Origin of the sequence: Tsukamurella conjunctivitidis (assembly GCF_007858475.1) — a bacterium.
GTDB lineage: Bacteria > Actinomycetota > Actinomycetes > Mycobacteriales > Mycobacteriaceae > Tsukamurella > Tsukamurella conjunctivitidis.
Map to the genome: position 1 here is coordinate 1 of NZ_VIGX01000026.1, position 18,127 is coordinate 18,127.

26 protein-coding genes, 1 tRNA gene and 1 pseudogene are annotated in these 18,127 nt (G+C 69.2%); 20 read left to right on the top strand and 8 right to left on the bottom strand.

What is annotated here, in order from left to right; genetic code table 11:
• Positions 1 to 923, top strand: a 923-nt coding sequence (locus FK530_RS22740) for a protein kinase domain-containing protein (protein WP_146489218.1), incomplete at its 5' end; no start/stop codon positions are given.
• On the opposite strand, the gene FK530_RS22745 is transcribed toward FK530_RS22740, so the two are convergent.
• On the bottom strand, positions 912 to 2,096 hold the full coding sequence (locus tag FK530_RS22745) for a benzoate/H(+) symporter BenE family transporter (RefSeq protein ID WP_146489219.1): 1,185 nt from the start codon (positions 2,094 to 2,096) through the stop codon (positions 912 to 914). The genes FK530_RS22740 and FK530_RS22745 overlap by 12 nt on opposite strands.
• 22 nt (positions 2,097 to 2,118) lie before the next feature.
• Between FK530_RS22745 and FK530_RS22750 the strand changes: the two genes are divergently transcribed.
• The gene (locus tag FK530_RS22750) at positions 2,119 to 2,631 is read left to right on the top strand and encodes a helix-turn-helix domain-containing protein (RefSeq protein ID WP_146489220.1); all 513 of its coding nucleotides are present in this window, start codon (positions 2,119 to 2,121) and stop codon (positions 2,629 to 2,631) included.
• Here FK530_RS22750 and FK530_RS22755 read toward each other — a convergent pair.
• From FK530_RS22755 to FK530_RS22765, 5 genes and pseudogenes are all read right to left on the bottom strand, one after another.
• Positions 2,628 to 3,194: a hypothetical protein gene (locus FK530_RS22755; RefSeq protein WP_146489221.1), complete on the bottom strand. Its 567-nt coding sequence runs from the start codon at positions 3,192 to 3,194 to the stop codon at positions 2,628 to 2,630. The genes FK530_RS22750 and FK530_RS22755 overlap by 4 nt on opposite strands.
• A gap of 43 nt (positions 3,195 to 3,237) precedes the next feature.
• Positions 3,238 to 3,815 (bottom strand): annotated as a pseudogene (locus tag FK530_RS26360) (adenosylcobinamide amidohydrolase).
• Entirely contained in the window at positions 3,812 to 4,579 is a 768-nt protein-coding gene (locus FK530_RS26365; RefSeq protein ID WP_191834095.1) for an ABC transporter ATP-binding protein, read from the bottom strand. The pseudogene FK530_RS26360 and the gene FK530_RS26365 overlap by 4 nt, the downstream one beginning before the upstream one ends.
• Positions 4,576 to 5,652: a FecCD family ABC transporter permease gene (locus tag FK530_RS26370; protein ID WP_231706763.1), complete on the bottom strand. Its 1,077-nt coding sequence runs from the start codon at positions 5,650 to 5,652 to the stop codon at positions 4,576 to 4,578. The genes FK530_RS26365 and FK530_RS26370 overlap by 4 nt, the downstream gene beginning before the upstream one ends.
• Positions 5,649 to 6,578: an ABC transporter substrate-binding protein gene (locus FK530_RS22765; RefSeq protein ID WP_146489222.1), complete on the bottom strand. Its 930-nt coding sequence runs from the start codon at positions 6,576 to 6,578 to the stop codon at positions 5,649 to 5,651. Before FK530_RS22765 ends, FK530_RS26370 begins: the two co-directional genes overlap by 4 nt.
• A 54-nt stretch (positions 6,579 to 6,632) precedes the next feature.
• On the opposite strand from FK530_RS22765, the gene FK530_RS22770 reads away from it, so the two are divergent.
• The 3 genes from FK530_RS22770 to FK530_RS22780 all read left to right on the top strand — a co-directional run bounded on the left by FK530_RS22770 (position 6,633) and on the right by FK530_RS22780 (position 9,787).
• Positions 6,633 to 7,271 (top strand): Type 1 glutamine amidotransferase-like domain-containing protein, encoded by a 639-nt coding sequence (locus FK530_RS22770; RefSeq protein WP_146489223.1) that lies wholly within the window; start codon positions 6,633 to 6,635, stop codon positions 7,269 to 7,271.
• Between the two features lie 75 nt (positions 7,272 to 7,346).
• Positions 7,347 to 8,477, top strand: a complete 1,131-nt coding sequence (locus FK530_RS22775) for an alkaline phosphatase family protein (RefSeq protein WP_146489224.1) — start codon at positions 7,347 to 7,349, stop codon at positions 8,475 to 8,477.
• A 116-nt stretch (positions 8,478 to 8,593) separates the two neighbouring features.
• Positions 8,594 to 9,787, top strand: coding sequence for an acyltransferase (locus FK530_RS22780; RefSeq protein ID WP_223120274.1), 1,194 nt, complete (start codon positions 8,594 to 8,596; stop codon positions 9,785 to 9,787).
• Positions 9,788 to 9,800: 13 nt separating this feature from the next.
• Here FK530_RS22780 and FK530_RS22785 read toward each other — a convergent pair whose 3' ends face one another.
• Positions 9,801 to 11,087, bottom strand: a complete 1,287-nt coding sequence (locus FK530_RS22785; protein ID WP_146489225.1) for a DUF7847 domain-containing protein — start codon at positions 11,085 to 11,087, stop codon at positions 9,801 to 9,803.
• A 109-nt stretch (positions 11,088 to 11,196) separates the two neighbouring features.
• Between FK530_RS22785 and FK530_RS22790 the strand changes: the two genes are divergently transcribed.
• The 4 genes from FK530_RS22790 to FK530_RS22805 all read left to right on the top strand — a co-directional run bounded on the left by FK530_RS22790 (position 11,197) and on the right by FK530_RS22805 (position 13,884).
• The gene (locus FK530_RS22790; RefSeq protein WP_146489226.1) at positions 11,197 to 11,556 is read left to right on the top strand and encodes an NAD(P)H-binding protein; all 360 of its coding nucleotides are present in this window, start codon (positions 11,197 to 11,199) and stop codon (positions 11,554 to 11,556) included.
• Between the two features lie 83 nt (positions 11,557 to 11,639).
• A tRNA-Gly gene (locus FK530_RS22795) sits at positions 11,640 to 11,713 on the top strand.
• A gap of 168 nt (positions 11,714 to 11,881) precedes the next feature.
• Positions 11,882 to 12,595: a hypothetical protein gene (locus FK530_RS22800; protein ID WP_146489227.1), complete on the top strand. Its 714-nt coding sequence runs from the start codon at positions 11,882 to 11,884 to the stop codon at positions 12,593 to 12,595.
• On the top strand, positions 12,595 to 13,884 hold the full coding sequence (locus tag FK530_RS22805) for a tyrosine-type recombinase/integrase (protein ID WP_146489228.1): 1,290 nt from the start codon (positions 12,595 to 12,597) through the stop codon (positions 13,882 to 13,884). The genes FK530_RS22800 and FK530_RS22805 overlap by 1 nt, the downstream gene beginning before the upstream one ends.
• A 351-nt stretch (positions 13,885 to 14,235) precedes the next feature.
• On the opposite strand, the gene FK530_RS22810 is transcribed toward FK530_RS22805, so the two are convergent.
• A complete protein-coding gene (locus FK530_RS22810) occupies positions 14,236 to 14,670 on the bottom strand; it encodes a helix-turn-helix domain-containing protein (protein ID WP_146489229.1) in 435 nt (144 codons plus the stop codon).
• A 187-nt stretch (positions 14,671 to 14,857) separates the two neighbouring features.
• Here FK530_RS22810 and FK530_RS22815 point away from each other — a divergent pair, with 187 nt between their 5' ends.
• The 11 genes from FK530_RS22815 (at position 14,858) to FK530_RS22860 (ending at position 18,125) form a co-directional block, all read left to right on the top strand.
• Positions 14,858 to 15,187 carry a hypothetical protein gene (locus tag FK530_RS22815; RefSeq protein WP_146489230.1) on the top strand — a complete coding sequence of 110 codons (330 nt, stop codon included), beginning with the start codon at positions 14,858 to 14,860 and terminating at the stop codon, positions 15,185 to 15,187.
• 75 nt (positions 15,188 to 15,262) lie between these two features.
• Positions 15,263 to 15,616: a hypothetical protein gene (locus FK530_RS22820; RefSeq protein WP_146489231.1), complete on the top strand. Its 354-nt coding sequence runs from the start codon at positions 15,263 to 15,265 to the stop codon at positions 15,614 to 15,616.
• 1 nt (position 15,617) lies between these two features.
• On the top strand, positions 15,618 to 16,067 hold the full coding sequence (locus FK530_RS22825) for a hypothetical protein (protein ID WP_146489232.1): 450 nt from the start codon (positions 15,618 to 15,620) through the stop codon (positions 16,065 to 16,067).
• Between the two features lie 76 nt (positions 16,068 to 16,143).
• Complete coding sequence (locus tag FK530_RS22830) at positions 16,144 to 16,374, top strand: hypothetical protein (RefSeq protein WP_146489233.1); 231 nt, start codon at positions 16,144 to 16,146, stop codon at positions 16,372 to 16,374.
• Entirely contained in the window at positions 16,371 to 16,580 is a 210-nt protein-coding gene (locus FK530_RS22835) for a hypothetical protein (RefSeq protein WP_146489234.1), read from the top strand. Before FK530_RS22830 ends, FK530_RS22835 begins: the two co-directional genes overlap by 4 nt.
• Complete coding sequence (locus FK530_RS22840; protein ID WP_146489235.1) at positions 16,577 to 16,840, top strand: hypothetical protein; 264 nt, start codon at positions 16,577 to 16,579, stop codon at positions 16,838 to 16,840. The genes FK530_RS22835 and FK530_RS22840 overlap by 4 nt, the downstream gene beginning before the upstream one ends.
• Complete coding sequence (locus tag FK530_RS22845; RefSeq protein ID WP_146489236.1) at positions 16,840 to 17,166, top strand: hypothetical protein; 327 nt, start codon at positions 16,840 to 16,842, stop codon at positions 17,164 to 17,166. Before FK530_RS22840 ends, FK530_RS22845 begins: the two co-directional genes overlap by 1 nt.
• Positions 17,163 to 17,477 (top strand): hypothetical protein, encoded by a 315-nt coding sequence (locus FK530_RS22850; protein WP_146489237.1) that lies wholly within the window; start codon positions 17,163 to 17,165, stop codon positions 17,475 to 17,477. The genes FK530_RS22845 and FK530_RS22850 overlap by 4 nt, the downstream gene beginning before the upstream one ends.
• A complete protein-coding gene (locus FK530_RS22855) occupies positions 17,474 to 17,746 on the top strand; it encodes a hypothetical protein (RefSeq protein ID WP_205124239.1) in 273 nt (90 codons plus the stop codon). Before FK530_RS22850 ends, FK530_RS22855 begins: the two co-directional genes overlap by 4 nt.
• Positions 17,743 to 17,883 carry a hypothetical protein gene (locus FK530_RS25995; RefSeq protein ID WP_158645181.1) on the top strand — a complete coding sequence of 47 codons (141 nt, stop codon included), beginning with the start codon at positions 17,743 to 17,745 and terminating at the stop codon, positions 17,881 to 17,883. Before FK530_RS22855 ends, FK530_RS25995 begins: the two co-directional genes overlap by 4 nt.
• Positions 17,880 to 18,125 carry a hypothetical protein gene (locus FK530_RS22860; protein ID WP_146489238.1) on the top strand — a complete coding sequence of 82 codons (246 nt, stop codon included), beginning with the start codon at positions 17,880 to 17,882 and terminating at the stop codon, positions 18,123 to 18,125. Before FK530_RS25995 ends, FK530_RS22860 begins: the two co-directional genes overlap by 4 nt.
• The last annotated feature ends 2 nt before the right edge of the window (positions 18,126 to 18,127 follow it).

Below are 18,127 nucleotides of genomic sequence, written 5' to 3' on the forward strand. Positions count from 1 at the left end.
CACCCGTCACCAAAACCGGCATGGTCATGGGCACCGCCCAGTACATCTCCCCCGAACAGGCCTCCGGCGAAGACGCCACCGCCGCCTCCGACGTCTACTCCCTCGGCGTCGTCGGCTACGAATGCCTCACGGGGCACCCGCCGTTCACGGCGGAGACGGCCGTCGCGCTCTGCGTCCAGCACATCCGGGAGGACCCCCCGGCCCTGCCCCCGTGGGTCCCCGCCCACGTCGATGACCTCATCACGCGGGCACTGTCGAAGGAGCCGGGCCGGCGGTTCGCCGACGGCGGCGAGCTCGCGGACGCGATCACCTCCGTCTCGAGCCCGGCCGCACCGACCGTCCGGCGTGATCGGGCGGCCGCGTACGCGCCGACACAGCGCCGGTCGATCGATCGTCCCGCCGGCACGGGCCGCCCCGGTGCGCGCCCGGCGGGGCGGTCGGAGACGACCCAGCCGATCCGCACCACCGCGCCCGCGCGCACCGCCTCCCGCGACGGGCGGCGCAAGCGCTCGCTCGCGGCCGTCGGCGCACTGATGGTCGCCGCGCTCTCCCTGGGCGGAGCCTTCGCACTCACGGGATCGGGCGACGACGGCGGCGCGGGCAGCACCGCCGTGCCGACCGAGAACCCCGGAGTGTTCCCCGTGCCTCGGACGATGGCCGACCGCCCGTCGGATCGACTCACGCCCGGCGACCTCGACAGGCCGACCGATCAGCGCACGACGACCAGCGTGCCGCGCACCACGACGCCGACGAGCTCCCCCACATCGACCACCACCACGACGTCGACGACCACATCGACGACGACCACGACGACCAGCACGACGTCGACCACCCCGACCACGACGACTCCGACGTCCACGTCGACGGCAACTACGACGAAGAGCACGCCGTCGTCCGCGTCGCAGGAGGATTCACGCGTCTGACGCGCGCCCGGCTCCGAGTACCACGTAGACGACGATCCCGACGACCAGCGCCCAGAAGGCGGAACCCACACCGGCCACGGTCGTTCCCGAGGCGGCGACGATGAACGTCAGGGCCGCGGGGACGCGGGCGGATTCATCCGCCATGGCACCGGCGCACGCGGCGGCGAAGGCTCCCACCAGAGCGACGCCGGCGACCGCCTGGATGACACCCTCGGGGGCGGCGAGGACGACGGCGGTGAGGCCGGTGCTCAGCACGCCGAGCACGAGATTGGCCGCGCCCGACGAGACGCCGGCGATCCACCTGCGCGAGCGATCCTCCCCCGCATCGGGGCCCGCGGCCAGGGCCGCACTGATCGCGGCGAGGTTGATCGCGTGTCCGCCGAAGGGCGCCCCGAGAACGCTGCCGACGCCCGTCACGGCGAGCGAGGGCCGCCAGGGCACGGAGTAGCCGTAGCTCCCGAGGACCGCCGCCCCGGGGATGTTCTGCGACGCCATGGTCACGATGTACAGCGGCAGCACCACTCCCGTCAGCGCCTGGAGCGTGATCGACGGCGTGGTCCATTCGACGTGCGGCACCAGCTCCGCGACGGCCGGAACGGCATCGTCGCGCACGAGGGCCACCGCGATCACGGCGAGCGCGGCGACGAAGGCGAGCGGCACCGCCCACCGCGGCCGCAGTTTCAGGAGCACTAGCCACACCACCAGCACGGGTGCCACGGCCCACGGGTGTTTCGCAAGCGAGGTGACCGGCGCGATGCAGAGCGGCAGCAGGACGCCCGCCAGCATGGCCTGCGCGATCGGTGTCGGGATCCGCTGCACCCAGCGCGCGAGCGCCGGCCAGAGCCCGGTGAGGACGAACAGCACACCGCACACCACGAAGGCACCGACCGCGGCGGGCCAGCCGCCCGCGACGGCGCCCGTGGTCGCGAGCAGTGCCGCGCCCGGCGTCGACCAGGCGCTGATGATCGGCATCCGGAACCGCCACGAGAGCAGGGCGGACGCGGCCCCCATGGTCACCGTCACGGCGAGCAGGCCCGATGCCGCCTGCCCCGGCGTGGCGCCCATCGCGCGCAGGCCCGCGAGCACGACGGCGAACGCCGACGTGTAGCCGACGAGGGCGGTCACGACGCCGGCGCCCACCGGCACCATCGTTCCGTTTTCAGAACGTTCCATGAACAGAACGTAGCATGGGAACATGCCCACCCCCGATGTCGGCCGACGACTCCGCGAGCTGCGCACCGAACGCGGACTCAGCCTGTCCGAGCTGGCGCGGCGCTCGGGCGTGGGCAAGGGCTCGCTGTCCGAGATCGAGGCGGGCGGACGCAACCCGACGATCGAGACGCTCTACGCACTCTGCGACCCGCTCGACGTGCCACTCACGGCCCTGGTCGGCGAATCGCCAGGCGCGCACAGCACCGCCGGCGGCGGCATGCGCAGCGTGCTGCTCTCCGTGCGACACCTGCCCCACGTCGTCGTCGAGGTCTTCCGGCTCGAGTTCCCCGCCGGTTCGAACCACGTCTCCCCCGGGCACGGCCCGGCCGTCCGGGAGCACCTCACGGTGGTCGACGGTGCGCTCACCGTGGGCCGGGTGGGCGAAGAACTGACCGTGCACCAAGGAGATTCGTGCAGCTGGACGAGCGACGGCCCGCACCGCTTCGCCACCGTCGACGGCGCGGAGGCGGTCGTGGTGATCACGACGCCGCGCTAGAAGGCCTCCGCACCGCGCGAGCTGACGACCATGCCGTGCCCGGTGGTCCGGTGGGTGAAGGCGGTGCCGTACTCGTTGGCGACGATGAACCAGCCCCGTGCCGTGTAGGTCTTGTAGTCCAGAGTCTCCGGGTCGATCGCGCCGAGGTTGCCGAGCACGTACGACAGGTCGCCGCCACTGGTGACGTTGACGCCGTTGGCCTCGTCGCCGGACTCGGTCCGCGGCCGCGGCTGGTCGAAGACGAGCTGGCAGCCGGCGCTGGTCTCGCTCACCTGACACCGGGTCCGGCCGCTGCGGGTCTGGATGAAGGTGAAACCGTTCCCGTTGTCGGGCAGGACGATGGCTGTTGCCGCGGCACTCGACGGCGGCGCACTGGGTGTCGTCGACGGTCCGGCCGGCGTCGTCGTCCCGCCGGTTGGGACGGGCGCGGGCGTGGCGATCCCCGGTCCCACGCCGCCCTTGATGACGGTCACGCCCGCGCCGTTTCCGGACACCGTCGCAGAGCACCCCGCGAGGAGTGTCGAGCAGCCGACCACCACCGCCATCACGACTCGTGCGCGCATCCGGAACCTCCACTCGTCGTCACTTCTGCAACAAGCGTAAACTTCAATCCCTTTCGACGCACGAGCGGTCGCCCGAAACACGGGTCCTGAGCAGGGCGGTGTAGTCACGCGCTCCCGCCGCGACCGCGGCGTGCACGGCCCGCGCAATCCGCGCGCCCCACTCCGATCGCGGCCCGCCGAAGGACTCCTCGAGCGCTCCGCGCCCGGGCACCGGCGCGACGATGCACACCGCGTCCGAGGCCGTCCCCGTGCCGGGGTAGCCCTCCTCCAGCAGGGCCTGGGTCTTCGCCTCCGTCACGGTCATCACGGCGTTGACCAGCGCACCGTCGGACAGCGGAACCAGCACCTGGATGTTGATGGTGCCCCGGCCGCGGCGGCGGCCGTGAGCATGCCCACGCCGCGCCCGGCCAGCCCCTGAGCGGCGGCGAGTTCGTCGAGGTGCGCCGCCGCGTCCATCCGGGCGTAGCCGCCCGGGACCTGCGCGTTGATCACCCAGGCGACCGGGCCGATCCCACCGCCGACCATCGCCGACGAGATCCCGCGCCTGCCCGTCCCGAGCCGCCAGACGGTGGTCGCGGCGACCGCACCATCCTCGTCGCGGTGGACCGTCTCGACGTTCACCGCAGCAACCCCAGCAGCGGCCGCCCGTCGGGGCCGTCCTGGACGTGCACCCGCGCACCGAAGTGCTCGCGGATGAGCTCCGCCGTGAGTACGCCCCGGGGTGCGCCGGCCGCGGCGACCCGCCCGCCCGCGAGGAGCACCAGGTGATCGGCGTACTGCCCGGCCAGGGTGAGGTCGTGGATCGTGGTGACGACCGTGAGGCCGTCGGCGCGGCGCAGGTCGTCGATCAGGTCCATGACCTGCTGCTGATGCCCGATGTCGAGGGCCGTCGTCGGCTCGTCGAGCAGGAGGACCGATGCCTGCTGGGCCAGCGCCCGCGCGAGCACCACCCGTTGTCGCTCGCCGCCGGAGAGGTGCGTGATGTCGCGGTCGGCGAACTCCTCGAGCTCCAGCCGCCCGAGCACGTCCCGCACGATCCGCCGGTCGGTACCGCTCTCGCGGCCGAGGTAGGGGATGTACGGCGACCGGCCGAGCAGCGCGTAGTCGAAGATCGTCATCCCCTCGGGCAGGTTCGGCGATTGCGGCGCGTAGGCGATCGACCGCGCGCGCTCGCGCGGTGAACGCCGCCGCGGGTCGGCACCGTCGACCGTGATCGCTCCCCCGCTGCGCACCAGGCCCAGGACCGCCCTCAGGAGCGTCGACTTCCCCGCGCCGTTCGGCCCGACGATCGCGGTCCAGGTGCCCGACGGTGCCGCCATCGTGACGTCGTGCAGGACGGGGCGGCCGTCGAGAGCCACGTCCACGCCGGAGATCTCCAACCTCATACGCCGGCCCTCCCCCGCATCGATCGCAGCACCACGACGAAGAAGGGGCCGCCGATGAACGCCGTGACCACGCCGAGCGGTAGCTCACCGGGCGCGACAGCGGTCCGGGCCAGCACGTCGGCGAGCACGAGGAAGGCGGCGCCCGCGAGCAGGGACAGCGGCAGGACCGCGCGGTACGAGGGCCCGGCCAGCCGCCGCACGACATGCGGCACGACGATCCCCACGAATCCGATGAGGCCGCCGGCCGCCACCGCCACCGCGGTCGCCAGCGACGCCGCGGCGAGCACGAGGAACCGGATCCGACGGGCCGACAGGCCCAGAGCCGTGGCCTCCTCGTCGCCGACACCGAGCACGTCGAGCAGCCTGCCGTGCAGCAGGAGGACCAGCACGGAGACGGCGGCGTAGGGCAGGAGCGCCCACAGCCGCGGACCGTCGGCTGCCGCGACGCCGCCCAGTACCCAGGAATAGATCCGGCGCAGCTCCTGCGCGTCGCGCTGCATCAGGAAGGTCTGGACCGCACTGAGGAAGGCCGAGACGGCGACCCCGGCGAGGAGCAGCGTGGCCTTACCGCGCCCGCCGGCGACGCTGCCGAGCGCGGAGGCCAGGGCGACCCCGGCGAGCGCGCCGACGAACGCGGCGACCGGCACCGTCGTCGCAGGGGCACCCGGGAACAGGACGATCGTCGCGGTGGCTCCGACCCCGGCGCCCGCGGCCGCCCCCAGCAGATACGGGTCGGCGAGCGGGTTGCGGAACACCCCTTGGTAGCCCGCACCCGCGATGGCGAGCAGGCCGCCCACCATCGCCGCCGCGAGCACCCTCGGCAGCCTTATCTCGAGCAGCAGGTTCGCCTGCAGCTGCGACAGTCCCGAATCGACGCGCACGCCCGGAACCCGGTCCAACAGCTCGAGCAGCATCCCGCGGACGGGGAGGTCGACCGCGCCCACCAACAACCCGCCGGTCATCGCGCCGAGCAGGGCGACGACGGCGACGAGCAGAGGGAGAGGCCGCAGCCCGCTCGCACGCGGCGCCGGGCCCGATGTCGACTGCGCGCCGTCGCGCACCGGTGCGCTCACCCGCCCGCCGGGACCTTCTGCGCCGCGACGGCGATCGCAGCGCCGACGGCGCGGTAGAAATCGGGGAGCCGCGGCCCCCATCGCGACGGCACGTCGGCCGGCAGGGCGACGACGGTGCCGTCCCGGACCGCCCGGAGATCGCGCCACCCGGGCCGGCCGGCGACCACGTCCGCACTCTGGCCGCAGCACTGGGCGTCCGCCAGGAAGACGAGCGCGGGGTCCGCCTGCAGCAGCGCCTCCCGGGAGAGCTGCGGATAGCCGGATCCCGCCGTGTCCGCGGCATCCGCGACGTTCTGCAGCCCGAAGGCGCCGTAGACCCTGCCGATGAACGTCGACGACGTCACGGTGTAGAGCTGCGGGTCGAGCTCGTGGAAGTAGGTGAGCGGCACGGCGGGACGCGGGGTGGCTCGGACGGTCTCGTCGATCGCGGCCCGCATCCGGTCGACGACCGCCTTCGCCTGCTCGACCTGCCCCGTGGCGGCGCCGAGGTCGGCGATCTGGTCGTAGGCCTCGTCGAGGTCCTTCGCCGCGGGTTCCACGAGCACCGGGATCCGCACCTTCTGCAGGGCCGCGACGATGCCGCCCTGATCGTCCGAGACGATCACCAGATCCGGGGCGTACCCGATGACGGCCTCGGCGTTCGGGGTGAAGCCCGACAACGCGGTCCGCGGAGCCTCGGCCGGATAGGTCGACTGGTCGTCGACGGCCACCACCCGCTTACCGGCGCCGATCGCGAACAGGGTCTCCGTGTGCGTGGGCGCGAGCGAGACGATCCGCTGCGGTGCCGCGGGGATCGTGACCGCCCCGTTCGCGGCCTGGACGGTGACCGTCCTCCCCCGCGGCTCCTCCCGCTGCGCTGCGCCGCAGCCCGCAGCGAGCAGGGCGATCGCGAGCAGCGCGAGCGGTCCTCGGATACGGGCGCGCATCGATCCTCCTCCGGTTCGTCGGCCCAGTCTCCCAGAGTCGGTATCGTCGCGATCGTGAACCTGCTGCTGCTGTCGCTCAATGCGGGCGCTCTCCCCGACTTCCTCCGCCGGCACACCGGACGGGAACCGAGCGCCCTCCGGATCGGCTTCATCGACGACGCCGGCGCGCCGTACGCGGATCAGCCCTTCGGCTCCTTCGAGTGGACACAGCTCACGGACCTCGGCTTCCGCCTGACCCGGATGACCGTCGGAAAGTACCGGGACGCGGCCGATTTCGACTCGGACCTGAACAGCGTCGACGCCGTCTACCTCTCGGGCGGCCACACCTTCGTCCTCCTCGGCGCCCTGCAGGGCAACGGCACCGGCGAGGTGCTCAAGGCCCGGGTCCGCGCAGGGCTGCCCTACATCGGGCTCAGCGCGGGCTCGGTCGTGGCAGGACCGAACGTCGAGCCGGTCGCGCCGCTCGACGATCCCGCCGATGCGCCCGGCGTCACCGATTACACGGGCCTGGGCCTCGTGGACACCGTCGTCATCCCGCACGCGGACGGCGCCCTGCCGCCCTATCCGTCGTCGATGATCGACGACGTCGTCCGCACCTACGGGGAGCGCTTCCCGCTGACCCGGGTCAACGACGATCAGGCGCTCCTCGTCGAGGACGGCGTCGCCACCCTCATCCCCTCGGCGATCACCTAGAGCGCTCACGCGGAGACCGCGTCACAGGCCGCCGTTCCCGCCTCGGCGCGCCTTTGCGAGCGTTACGATCGACGCATGACCGGCATGCTCTCCGACGTATTGCCCTCGGTCTGTAGCGCTTTCGGCATCGCCGTTGAGAACCGGCTGGGACTGACCGTCGAGCGGGACGTCGTCCTCCTTCTCATCGACGGGCTCGGCGCGGAACTCCTGCGGCGCCACGCCGAGGACGCACCGACGCTGGCGGCGCACGTGCGCACCACGCTCAACGCGGGCTTCCCCGCGACCACTGCGAGCAGCCTGTCGAGCCTCGCCCTCGGCGCGCCGTGCGCGGCGCACGGGATCGTCGGCTACAGCTTCGGCGTCCCCGACGAACACGGCCGCCGCCTGTTCAACTCGTTGCGGTGGACCATCGACGGCGCGAGCGGACCCGATGCCCGCGAGACGCATCCGCCGCGCGAACTGCAGCGCCGCCGCAGCCGGCTCGAGGACCTCGCCGAGGCCGGCGCCGAGATCCACTACGTCGTCCCCGGTTACCAGGAGACGTCGGGCCTGACCCTGGCGTCGTTCCGTGCGCCGGGCATCCTCCACCCGGCGTCCCACCTCGACGAGGTCCGCGCGGGCGTGCTCGAGGTCGCCCGGCACGACTCCGCTGCCCGTCGGTTCGCGTACGCCTACACGGGCCTGCTGGACGCAGCCGGTCACGTGCACGGCCCCGGTTCGGCCGAATGGCTGGGCGTGCTGCGCGCCGTCGATGCGATGTTCGCGGACCTCCTGGCCGACCTTCCCGGAACCTGCACCGTGCTGGTCACCGGCGACCACGGGATGATCCAGGCCGAATCACTGGTGAACCTCGACGTGCTCCCCGCGCTGCGTCACGGTGTCCGCATCATCGCGGGAGAGGCTCGGGTGCGGCACGTCTACCTCGCGCGGGGCCACCACGTCGACGACGTTCTCGCGCGATGGTCGGAGACGCTCGGGCCGCATGCCCGGGTGGTCACCCGGGAGCGGGCGCTCGACGAGCACTGGTTCGGTCCCACGCCCCCGAACCCCGTCATCGCGCACCGCATCGGCCACGTCCTCGCCGTCGCTCAGGGCGGATCGGTCCTGGTGACGCCCAGTCAGGAGCCGATGGAATCCCGCATGCTCGGCCATCACGGCGCGTGGACAGTCGACGAACAGGCCATCCCGCTCATCACCGTCCCGTGATCACCCGCCGCACGATGGGACACGAGGCGAACGCGCCCCTGTCCGATTCTTGCGGGAGTGTCCCGTAGGATACCGAAACAAAAGCAACGACAGTCCAGGGTGAAGACGCTCAGCCCTTGCATGACACCAGGGTGGTGCCCACCATCGAAACGACGAAGCCGCCGCAGGTCGCCGCGCCCGAGAAGGCGCCGGCGAAGCCGAAGCGCGAGCAGACCGCCGACCTGACGCGCGTCCTCCTGTTCCTGGGCGTCGTGATCGCGCACTGCGTCACCACGATCAACTACACCCCGGACGTGATCCGGCAGACCGGCGCCGTGTCCGCTGCGCTGCACCTGACCCGGTACGGCTTCGTCGCGGTCACGCTCTTCGTCCTAGTCCTGAGCATGCGCGGGCGCACCATGACGGCGCGCGAATTCTGGCGCAAGCGCTTCGGGCTCATCGTCGGCCCCTATCTCGTGTGGACCCTCGTCTACTCGATCACCGATCACCTGCTCATCGCCGGAGACCCGTTCCCCTCGCCCGGGCGCTGGCTCGGCGACCTGGCCCGCACCACCTTCACCGGCGACGCCAAGTACCAGCTGTACTTCCTGCTGATCTCGATGCAGATCTACTTGTTCTTCCCGGCGCTGCAGAAGCTCTCACGCAAGCTCGAGCGTCACCCGTGGGCGGTCCTGCTGACGGCGGGTGGGATCCAGCTGGGCTTCTTTGCCTTCTACCAGTACTTCCCGCGGCCTCCGGGCCAGCCGTGGGAGACGATGTTCAACCACATGTGGAAGCTGCTTCCCATGTACGTGTTGTTCGTGGCGATGGGCATGCTCGCCGCGCAGCACTACGCGAAGGTCGGCCCCTGGCTCCGGTCGCACGCCCTGCGGCTGGTGGCCGTCTGCCTCGCGGCGGGCGCGTTCAGCCTCGTCGTGTACCTGCGCGACACCGAGCCCGGCATCGTCCCGGACACCGCGACCGCCGCGTGGAACCCGCTGTACCTCCCCTGGTACGTCGCGGCCACGATCCTGATCTGGCTGGTGGCGATGATGTGGGACGATCTGCGCGCCTCGGGCCGTGCCGTCGGCGAGCGCGCCGTCTCCTACGCGACGATCCGCGCCTTCGGCGTCTTCGCGGTGCACCCACTGATGCTCGACATCCTGAGCAAGGCCGGTTTCTTCGAGCTGCTCGGCACGTGGTTCCCCGCCTCCGCGCTGCTGCGCACCGCGACGCTGTCCGTGGTCGTCCTCGCCATGTCGCTGCTCTTCGTCGACATCGTGCTGCGGACCCCCGTCAGCCGGTGGATCGTGGCTCGCGACCGCATCTGACCGCGCCCTCGGGTCAGTACCAACTCGACGGTGCCGCCTGCGGCTTCTGCACCCAGAGCGCGTCCGTCGGGACGCCCGGCGCCCCGGTCCGCCACCGGCGGATCGCCTCGTCGCGCAGCGGCTGGTCGAACTGCTCGTTGCGCATCCGCTGGTCCACGTACAGCAACGTCTGCACGCCGGCCAGGAAAGGCACCGTGAGGAGCTGCGCGATGAACGATCCGACGCCGGTGACCGCGAGCGCGGGCAGCGTCAGCCCAGCGAGGGTGTCGGCACCGTCGCCGCCGTCGACAACGGCGGCGACGATAGTGCTCGGGATCGAGACGACGATCGCGATGATGCCGGTGATCAGGTACGTCAGCAGCAGGACGCCGAGGACCCGCCAGAAGCCGGGCTTCTGCAACTCGTAGCCCCGCTTGAGCGCGGCGATCGGGCCGAGGTGCTCAAGGACCACCGCGGGGTACGAGAGCGAGACGGTCGGCAGGAGCGCCAGGTACCCGACGACCAGCACGAGGAACAGCACGAACGCCACGAGGACCGCAACGAGGGGGCCCGCATCGCCCGACGCCACCCCGATGAGGACGACGAGGCCGACCACGACGGCGGTCGGCACGAGGAAGATGAGGAACTGCAGCAGGCTCAGCCCGATCAGCGACGGCAGGCGCGGACCGATCGCCCGCACCGCTACGCCGACCGTCGTCCGCTCCCCCATGACCGCGCGGGCGACCGCGACCGTCAGGACTCCCGTGAGGAACAACGTGGCGATCCCGGCGATCAGCCCGATGCCGAAGCCGAGCCCCGTCGCGGTCGCCAGGTCACCGAAGAACTCCGCGTCCTCGGCGTCCGAGTCCACCGCGATGCGGGTCATCGGAACCTGCGCGAGGAGGACGATCAACTCGGTCACCAGCAGGAACACAGCCGTCACGCCGACCATGACGCCCGGGTTGGTGCGGATGGCCGCGACCGCGCCGCTGTAGATCGCGCCCAGGTCGAGCGGGCGGAGCGGGATGATGCCGACCTTCACGTCGGGCGCCGGCGCGCCCCAGCCGGGGGCGGGCGGGACGTACCCCGGCTGGGCGTACCCCGGCTGGCTGTAGCCCGGCTGGGCGTACCCCGGCTGCGCGTAACCCGGCTGGGCCTGGCCGTGCGGCTGCGCCCACGGATCGCCGGAGGGATACTGCGGCGGCCCCGCCTGCTGCCCGTCGTACTGGGTGCCGCCCTGCTGCGGGTCACCGTGGGCTGGCGCGCCCCACTGGCCGTCGGGGCCGTAGCTGGGCTGATTGCCGGTTCCGTCGGAATTCACAGCACTCATCCTGCATTGCGAATGCACTCATTTCAACTTCACGTCCTGCCGTCGCCCGTAGGGTGGGCGACGATCTGAATCTTCTCCACGACCACCGATCGGAGAGCGCGTGATCCTGGTGACCGGAGCGACGGGGGTCATCGGGCAACGCGTGGTCGCGCAGCTCGTCGCCGACGGCGTATCCGTCCGCGCGACCAGCCGGAATCCGGCCTCGGCGGACCTCCCCAACGGCGTCGAGAGGGCGGACTCGGCCGCCCCGGCACGCGCGCTCCTCGACGGCTGCTCGGCCGCGCTCGTCGTCGCGTCGGCGTTGGGCGCCGCACAGGAAGAGCGGCTCACGGCGCTGGTCGAGGCGGCGACCGTCGCGGCGTCCGCACCCGCTCCGAGTGGTGTCGTCGAGGCCGTCACTGGACGGCCGGCCCGCAGGTACGCACAGTGGGTAGCCGACCACGCCGAGCTCTTCCGGTGAGCCTCGCTGCGGCTGCGGGCGGGCGGAATTCCGTCCGCCGGGCCGCATGCCGTAACATGTCTCGCGCGCCGGAAACGGCGCACGCGGGCGTAGCTCAATGGTAGAGCCCTAGTCTTCCAAACTAGCTACGCGGGTTCGATTCCCGTCGCCCGCTCCACGAAAGACCCCCTGGTCAGCGGCCACAAACCGCAGGTCAGGGGGTCTTTTTGACTAACAGTTCGGGGTATCGACCCTGGCAGGATTCGGCACCTTTCAGCAGTCTTGGGCAGGCCGTAGTGTCACAGATAGTGTCACAAGAAACCGCTCCTGAGCTGGAGGTTTCACGATGACCGGCACACCCGAGGGCCCCGACGTTGCACAGGTTGCACCGCCCGCCGATCTGATCCGCGAGGGCCGTGAGAAGCTGGCAGCAGTAACACCCGGCGACTGGCTCATCCATGACCGTGGAATTGGCGTCGAGGTGCACGCGCCGAACGGCGCAGACTCGGCGGACCCAGGTGGGACGCACTGCCTCACTGACGACGATGTGTTCAATGAGCGGTACGTGCCTGGGAGCACCGGGAACGCTGAGTTCATCGTGTGGGCGCGGAACAACCTGCCCGCCGTGCTGGACGCGCTCGAAAGCATGCAAGCCAAACGAGAGCGCCGAGGTCGAGCATTCGTGACTGCGGTCCAGGAGCGCGACACTCTATGGCATGCGCTCGAGCAGATACTCCACGTTCAGCTGCACGAGAGCATGGAGTGGGAGACAGTCCAGCGGATCGTAGACGCCGGGATCGAGGGCTTTGACGAGGCGTACGGCTACCCGGACATTCCTAACAGCTACCGGGCGGTGACGACCGCCGAGGATCTGGACGCGCTGCCCCTTCGCACCGTTGCGGTCGAACCCGACACCGATCATGTGTGGATCCGTCACAGCGAGAAGTGGCACTGCTCCTGCGACGGAACCGGCGTTGAGTGGACCAGCGCGGAAGTGTTCGGCGACCTGGGAACAGGTGGCCGCCCACTCACTGTTGTCTGGCTCCCCGAGGAGTCTTGATGGCAGCCGAGAAGAAGAAGCGGCGAGCCAAAGGCGACGGATCCATCTTCCAACGCGCCGACGGCTACTGGGTCGCCGTCGTCGAACTCCCACCCGGCCTCAACGGCAAACGCAACAGCAAACGCATCGTCCGCAAATCCAAAGCCGACGCCATGACCGAACTCCGCAAAATCCGCACCCAAGTCGAACGCGGCGAAGTCGTCACCAGCCGCAACGTCATCATGTCCGTCTGGTGCGAACACTGGCTCACCGAAATCGCCCCCACCAAACTCCGCCCCGCCGCACTCGACACCAACCGGTCCTACATCAACAACCACATCCTCCCCGCCATCGGACGCAAACGACTCGACCGCCTCACCGCCGACGACATCCGCTCCGTCACCCGCATCATGACCCGCCCCACCGAAGAAGGCGGCAAAGGACTCGCAACCGGCACCGCCAAAAACGTCCACTGGCTCATGTCCGGCATCCTCGACGACGCCGTCAAATCCGGCCGCGTCCACAACAACGTCGTCGACCGCGTCGCACCTCCCGCCGTCGTCCGCACCGTACGCCGACCACTCACCTACACCGAGTGCATGGAAATCCTCCGACACCTCGCCGCACACGCAGACGCCACCCGCAACACCCCCGACGAACTCCCCGCCGTCCAAGCACTCGCACGCTGGACCTTCGGCATCTTCACCGGCACACGCCAAGAAGACATCCTCGGCCTCACCTGGGACATGATCGACCTCAACACCGCAACCGCCGACATCCGCCGATCACTCCAATGGCTCCCCCTCCGCGACGGCTACTCCCGCGGCCACGGCAGGCACCTCACCGGCCCCGACCTCTACCCCCGCGAAGCCTTCAAAGTCGACCCCGGCGTCGTCTTCGAACCACTCTGGCGATCCGCCTGCCTCGTCGAAACCAAAACCCGACGCCGCCGAATCGTCCCCCTCATCCCCCAACTCGTCGCATCCCTCCGCCGACTCCACGAAATCGACACCACCCAACGCGCCGGCAACCTCGTCTTCACCCGCCCCGACGGCCGCCCACTACGCCGCCAAGACGACACCAATGCATGGAACGAGCTGTGCCGCGGCCTCGGCATCGAAGGCGTCCACCAACACGGCGCACGGCACACCACCGCCACCCTGCTCCTCGAGGCCAGTGTACCTGAGGACGTGCGGATGGCGATTCTCGGTCACAGCACGGCGGCTGCTCATCGTGGGTACGCGCACGTCGACCAGACCGTCACCCGCGCCGCACTCGAAGGCGCATTCAGCGGGATGCTCGACGGCTAGGCAGACGGCCGCGCAAGGGAGTCCGTCACAGACCTAGCGCTTGTTAGGCCAGATTCCCGCCAGGGCAACATCTTCCGATCACTAACGGTCGCGCTTCCTGCACCGTCGATGCCCGTCATGAAATGCAGCCCGGCTTGTAGCGACTTGTCGGACCCCGGCGATACCGTGGGTGACACAGCACACCCGCCGGCCACTTCCCGGCTCGCACGACCCCCAAGGAACAGCCTCATGTTTGACGCCGCCTCAGCGACCGCATCCGAGATTATCCAGCGAACCGCCGCGCTCCGCGTCATCGGGAAGCACTGCGATGCGATTGACTACAGTCGGCAGACGACAGTGGAACTCGAGATGCTAGGCGTCATCCTCGGGGCCGTCGTGGACGGCACGCTTACCGAGACCCTTCGTGCGAGCTTCGGCGTCGGCCTGCTCGCGAGTTAGCGCTAGAACGAGTCTCTGCTTCGCCACCAACTCCTCGATCATGTCCGAGACCACCCGTCGCTGCTTCTTGTCAAGAAGGTGTGCACCCTCGGGGATAGTGATCGGATCACCCTCAGGCTCATCGTCACGTACGGACCGCAGGCGCTCTATAGACACTTTGAACGCCCGACTGACCGCCACCCATGTCTCGTTCGTGGGGTTTCGGGTCTTCCCGTTGAGGAAGTTCGTGAGCGAAGACGTCGCAAGGCCGGTCACTCGCTCAAGGTCTGCTTGGTTGCGAATATCGACCCCCGTCTCGTCAGCGAGCGCGAGGTACTTCGCAGGCAGGTCTTTCGGTGCTGCTGGCATGCCGTGAACCTTCCACTGAGGGATGGACCTTGGCAACCTACCAACTATCCAGACTGGAAAGTAATCCCAAGCGTGTAACACCAGGTCACGCACGTCAGCGCGAGAAATTTCCCCCTCAAGGCTTTACAAGGTTGGAAAGGTGCGTTAGTCTTGCTGGACATTGGAGCAACAGGAGGTGACAACACCAGTGGAACCGCAGGACTACGCCGAGCTGCAGGTATCGGCAGACAAGTTCAAGGAGTACGTGCAGGATCTCGGTTCGTACCGCACCTTCGCGGACGACTCGACAGCGCTGCTGCAGAAGCAGCGCCGGGACCGTGCGCGACGACGCCGGTCTGCGATCCGTGACGACGAGCCGGGCAGCATCTCGCACTCGCTGATCTCTCAGCTCGCTAACGGCATCACCCGCAACACTCACCCCGATCGCGCCAGAGCGATCTCCAAGATGCTCGGGCGAGATGACCTTTTCGTCGTCCGAAGCTCCAACCTCCAGCCGCCTGTTCGAAAGACGGCCTAACCCCCGGACACGAAAAAGCCGGCCCGCTGCAACGGACCGGCCAGGCACCCCGCCCCATCGGAAGGAGAGAACAAGATGCATCACCAGTTTACCGCACCGCCCCCAACCCGGGTAGCGCGAACCAGCTCCACCCCAGGGATCGGCGTCCTGGGAATCGAAGACCTCAAGTCAGCGACACGTACCGTGCTCGATAACGCAGGGGTGACTTGGAGTCCGAACCGTATCGTGAAGGTGTGTCTCCGGTTCGCCCGAGACGTTCATGGCAGCGGCTGGGACTTCTTCGACTTCATCACCACAGAGCTTGCGATCTCTGCCGAGGAGAAGCGAAATCTTCGCGACGACCCGGAGGTTCAGCGCATCTTTCGCTTCGGCCTTGATCCGACGGGTGAGCAGGCGGTCGGCAACGTTATGCGCGAGCGGGGCTACTGACATGATCTTCAACCGCAAATCGCCCGCCGGCTTCGTGGAGCGCGCCCTCACCGGTGTCGGCTACGGGTTCGATCGGACGAACAAGTCGGGCTGGTCAGTGTTCACGCGCACCGGATCGCCGGATGTTCCAGTGAATCCGCGGATCGCTGAGCGCGATGCCCGGCACCTGGTGGTTCGCATCGAGAAGTCGCATGGCGTGGCGCAGTCGACGAACAAGCGCAATCCGGAGGCGATTCGGGAGCGGCGTGCGGCTGAGCGTGCTCGGATTCAGGCCGCGATGGATCGTTTGGATGCGGAGCGTGCCGAGTTGATCCGTCGACGTGAGCTGCTTCCGTCTGGTGATTTCGACTTGATGTCGCTGTCCGAGCGGTTGCGGCTGGAGCGGGAGATTGCCCGTATCGAGCGTGAGCGTCGCGAGTGGGTGCAGTTGATGCGCCAAGAGTCCGCGTAGCTCCCCATCCTTCTTATTCCTGGCCCCGTCTCGCACCTCAGCGACGCGGGGCCGATCTATACCCCAGGAGTGCCACATGGCAACCATCATTCACCTTCCGCCCGAGGTCGAAGTCCAACGTCTCCGCCGTGAGAATCACCGCCTCGAGGACGCCCTTCACACCGTCTGGCAGCGGCTCATCACCCTCGAGGCCTCCGTGCAGGGCAGCGGCAAGCATCTCGACTCGTGGACTGACGAGCAGCTTCGCGACGTGTCTGACCTCGCCGCGTTCGCCGCCAACCACTACACGGGGCAGGTGGCGTCATGACAACCATCAGCGAGCGCATCGCCCGCCGCTTCGTGCTCAGGCAACTCGTAGACGACGGCCCACGTCGATTCGATCGCTCGAGCGCAATGAGCGCCCTGCTTGTGAATGACGCCGCTTGGTGGCTGGTGTCGCAGGGTCTCGTCACCCACCGTGACGGCATCTTCGTGTACGTCGGCCCCGTCAAGGCTGAAGCGGTGGCGTCATGATCTCCGCGCTGGTGCGTCTCGCGCTCGCGGGTTCCGCCGTTTACGTCGTCATCCAGGTCGCCCGCGTTGAGCCGGGACTTGCGTTCCCGATCGGCATTCTCGCGGCCGTGTTCGCGGGGCTGTGGCTGTCGAGCGCGCTCTACGACGAGCAGCAGGCGATGGAGGGGCTCGCGGATAACGCGGCCATCACCGAAGACATCGGCCCGCATATGGCGGCGCTGGCTGTCGAAGATCACCACGACCGCTGGGAGGACCAGTGATGAGCGCACCCACCCCGAACACCGCGACCGAGCGCGCAACCGCCCGTCTCCTCTCGTACTACGAAGCGCACCCGGACGCCCTGGATCACACGGTCGACAACATCGTGAAGCACTTCGAGTTCGAGCATCACCTGAACGATGTGCAGCGCATGTTCCGCGTGAACGCGGCGATGCAGCGTCACCCGGCAGGTAAGGCGCGCACCCGCGAGTGCACTCCTGCCGCGTGGTCGCCGGCCCCGGACCCGATCCATTGGGAGCCGCGGATGTCGAGTTGGGACATCGTGCGGGATTTGGTGGCGCTGGCGTGGAAGACGATCCGGCGATGAGCATCACCAGCACACCCAAGCTCCGCGAACTCGCACTCGGGGCGAAGCTTCTCAGGTCACAGCCGCAGTTCATCGGCCACACCGAACTCGCGAACCTGGTGGCTGACTGGATCGAAGCGGAAGTTCTCATGTGGGACACCGCCGAGAAGATCGTCGAACTCACCAACGCCGTCGCCGCCGACATCAGTGGTGGCCGCGCAGGAAGCGTGGAGTTCGGCAAAGACCCCGACGGTAACCCCGCCATCCAGATCGACACCTCGGTCCATGCCCATCGGATCATCGCCGCACTCACGCGGGAGGACGACGAATGACCGCCGCCGATCCCGCCGTGGCTGCGGCACAACGGCAGATGACGACGCAGTTCGGCACGTCGTGGCGCGATCCGTCGTACCAGATCCGCGTTCGCACCGAAGCCGCCCGTGAAGCCCTCGCCCCACTCCGCGAGCTGCACAGCAAGGCGGACTGTGACGACGCCGAATGTGGCGAAGAGTGCCGCTACGGCTTCCCGATGTGCGCGGGCTGCCTTGAGCCGTGGCCTTGCGACACCGCCCGCCTCATCTATCCCGAGGAGGAACTGTGATCCTCCGCCGACGCCGCCACCGCAAACGCATGGACGCCCTGCACCCGCAGTGGCTCGCACTCCAAGCCCGCATTCTCACCACCACCCCCACCGGCACACCCCTCGACGTGCTGCTGCCCAAGGAGAACCGCCAATGAGCACTTCCGATCCTGCTGAGGCTGCCGCCCGGCGCGCGTGGGAGAACGGCGGCTGGCCCGGGTTTGACCCCACCTCTTTCGCCCCGCGCGAATGGCGGACCGCAACAGCAGCAGCGACGGAAGCCCTCACGCCCATCAAGAAGTTCGCTCTCGACCACTCGATCGCCCTCAGTGACGCCGGGATCCTCAACGAACTTTGCGCCCTCATCTACCCCACGAACGAACTCACCCAGGAGAACTGACC

Excerpts from the sequence above, each read along its gene's own strand:
- FK530_RS22850 (WP_146489237.1), top strand. The coding sequence starts at position 17,163 with ATGAGCATCACCAGCACACCCAAGCTCCGCGAACTCGCACTCGGGGCG.
- FK530_RS22755 (WP_146489221.1), bottom strand. The coding sequence starts at position 3,194 with ATGCGCGCACGAGTCGTGATGGCGGTGGTGGTCGGCTGCTCGACACTC.
- FK530_RS22855 (WP_205124239.1), top strand. The coding sequence starts at position 17,474 with ATGACCGCCGCCGATCCCGCCGTGGCTGCGGCACAACGGCAGATGACG.
- FK530_RS22775 (WP_146489224.1), top strand. The coding sequence starts at position 7,347 with ATGACCGGCATGCTCTCCGACGTATTGCCCTCGGTCTGTAGCGCTTTC.
- FK530_RS22820 (WP_146489231.1), top strand. The coding sequence starts at position 15,263 with ATGCATCACCAGTTTACCGCACCGCCCCCAACCCGGGTAGCGCGAACC.
- FK530_RS22750 (WP_146489220.1), top strand. The coding sequence starts at position 2,119 with ATGCCCACCCCCGATGTCGGCCGACGACTCCGCGAGCTGCGCACCGAA.
- FK530_RS22840 (WP_146489235.1), top strand. The coding sequence starts at position 16,577 with ATGATCTCCGCGCTGGTGCGTCTCGCGCTCGCGGGTTCCGCCGTTTAC.
- FK530_RS22745 (WP_146489219.1), bottom strand. The coding sequence starts at position 2,096 with ATGGAACGTTCTGAAAACGGAACGATGGTGCCGGTGGGCGCCGGCGTC.
- FK530_RS22835 (WP_146489234.1), top strand. The coding sequence starts at position 16,371 with ATGACAACCATCAGCGAGCGCATCGCCCGCCGCTTCGTGCTCAGGCAA.
- FK530_RS22845 (WP_146489236.1), top strand. The coding sequence starts at position 16,840 with ATGAGCGCACCCACCCCGAACACCGCGACCGAGCGCGCAACCGCCCGT.
- FK530_RS22825 (WP_146489232.1), top strand. The coding sequence starts at position 15,618 with ATGATCTTCAACCGCAAATCGCCCGCCGGCTTCGTGGAGCGCGCCCTC.
- FK530_RS22810 (WP_146489229.1), bottom strand. The coding sequence starts at position 14,670 with ATGCCAGCAGCACCGAAAGACCTGCCTGCGAAGTACCTCGCGCTCGCT.
- FK530_RS22830 (WP_146489233.1), top strand. The coding sequence starts at position 16,144 with ATGGCAACCATCATTCACCTTCCGCCCGAGGTCGAAGTCCAACGTCTC.
- FK530_RS26365 (WP_191834095.1), bottom strand. The coding sequence starts at position 4,579 with ATGAGGTTGGAGATCTCCGGCGTGGACGTGGCTCTCGACGGCCGCCCC.
- FK530_RS22805 (WP_146489228.1), top strand. The coding sequence starts at position 12,595 with ATGGCAGCCGAGAAGAAGAAGCGGCGAGCCAAAGGCGACGGATCCATC.
- FK530_RS22860 (WP_146489238.1), top strand. The coding sequence starts at position 17,880 with ATGAGCACTTCCGATCCTGCTGAGGCTGCCGCCCGGCGCGCGTGGGAG.
- FK530_RS22765 (WP_146489222.1), bottom strand. The coding sequence starts at position 6,578 with ATGCGCGCCCGTATCCGAGGACCGCTCGCGCTGCTCGCGATCGCCCTG.
- FK530_RS22800 (WP_146489227.1), top strand. The coding sequence starts at position 11,882 with ATGACCGGCACACCCGAGGGCCCCGACGTTGCACAGGTTGCACCGCCC.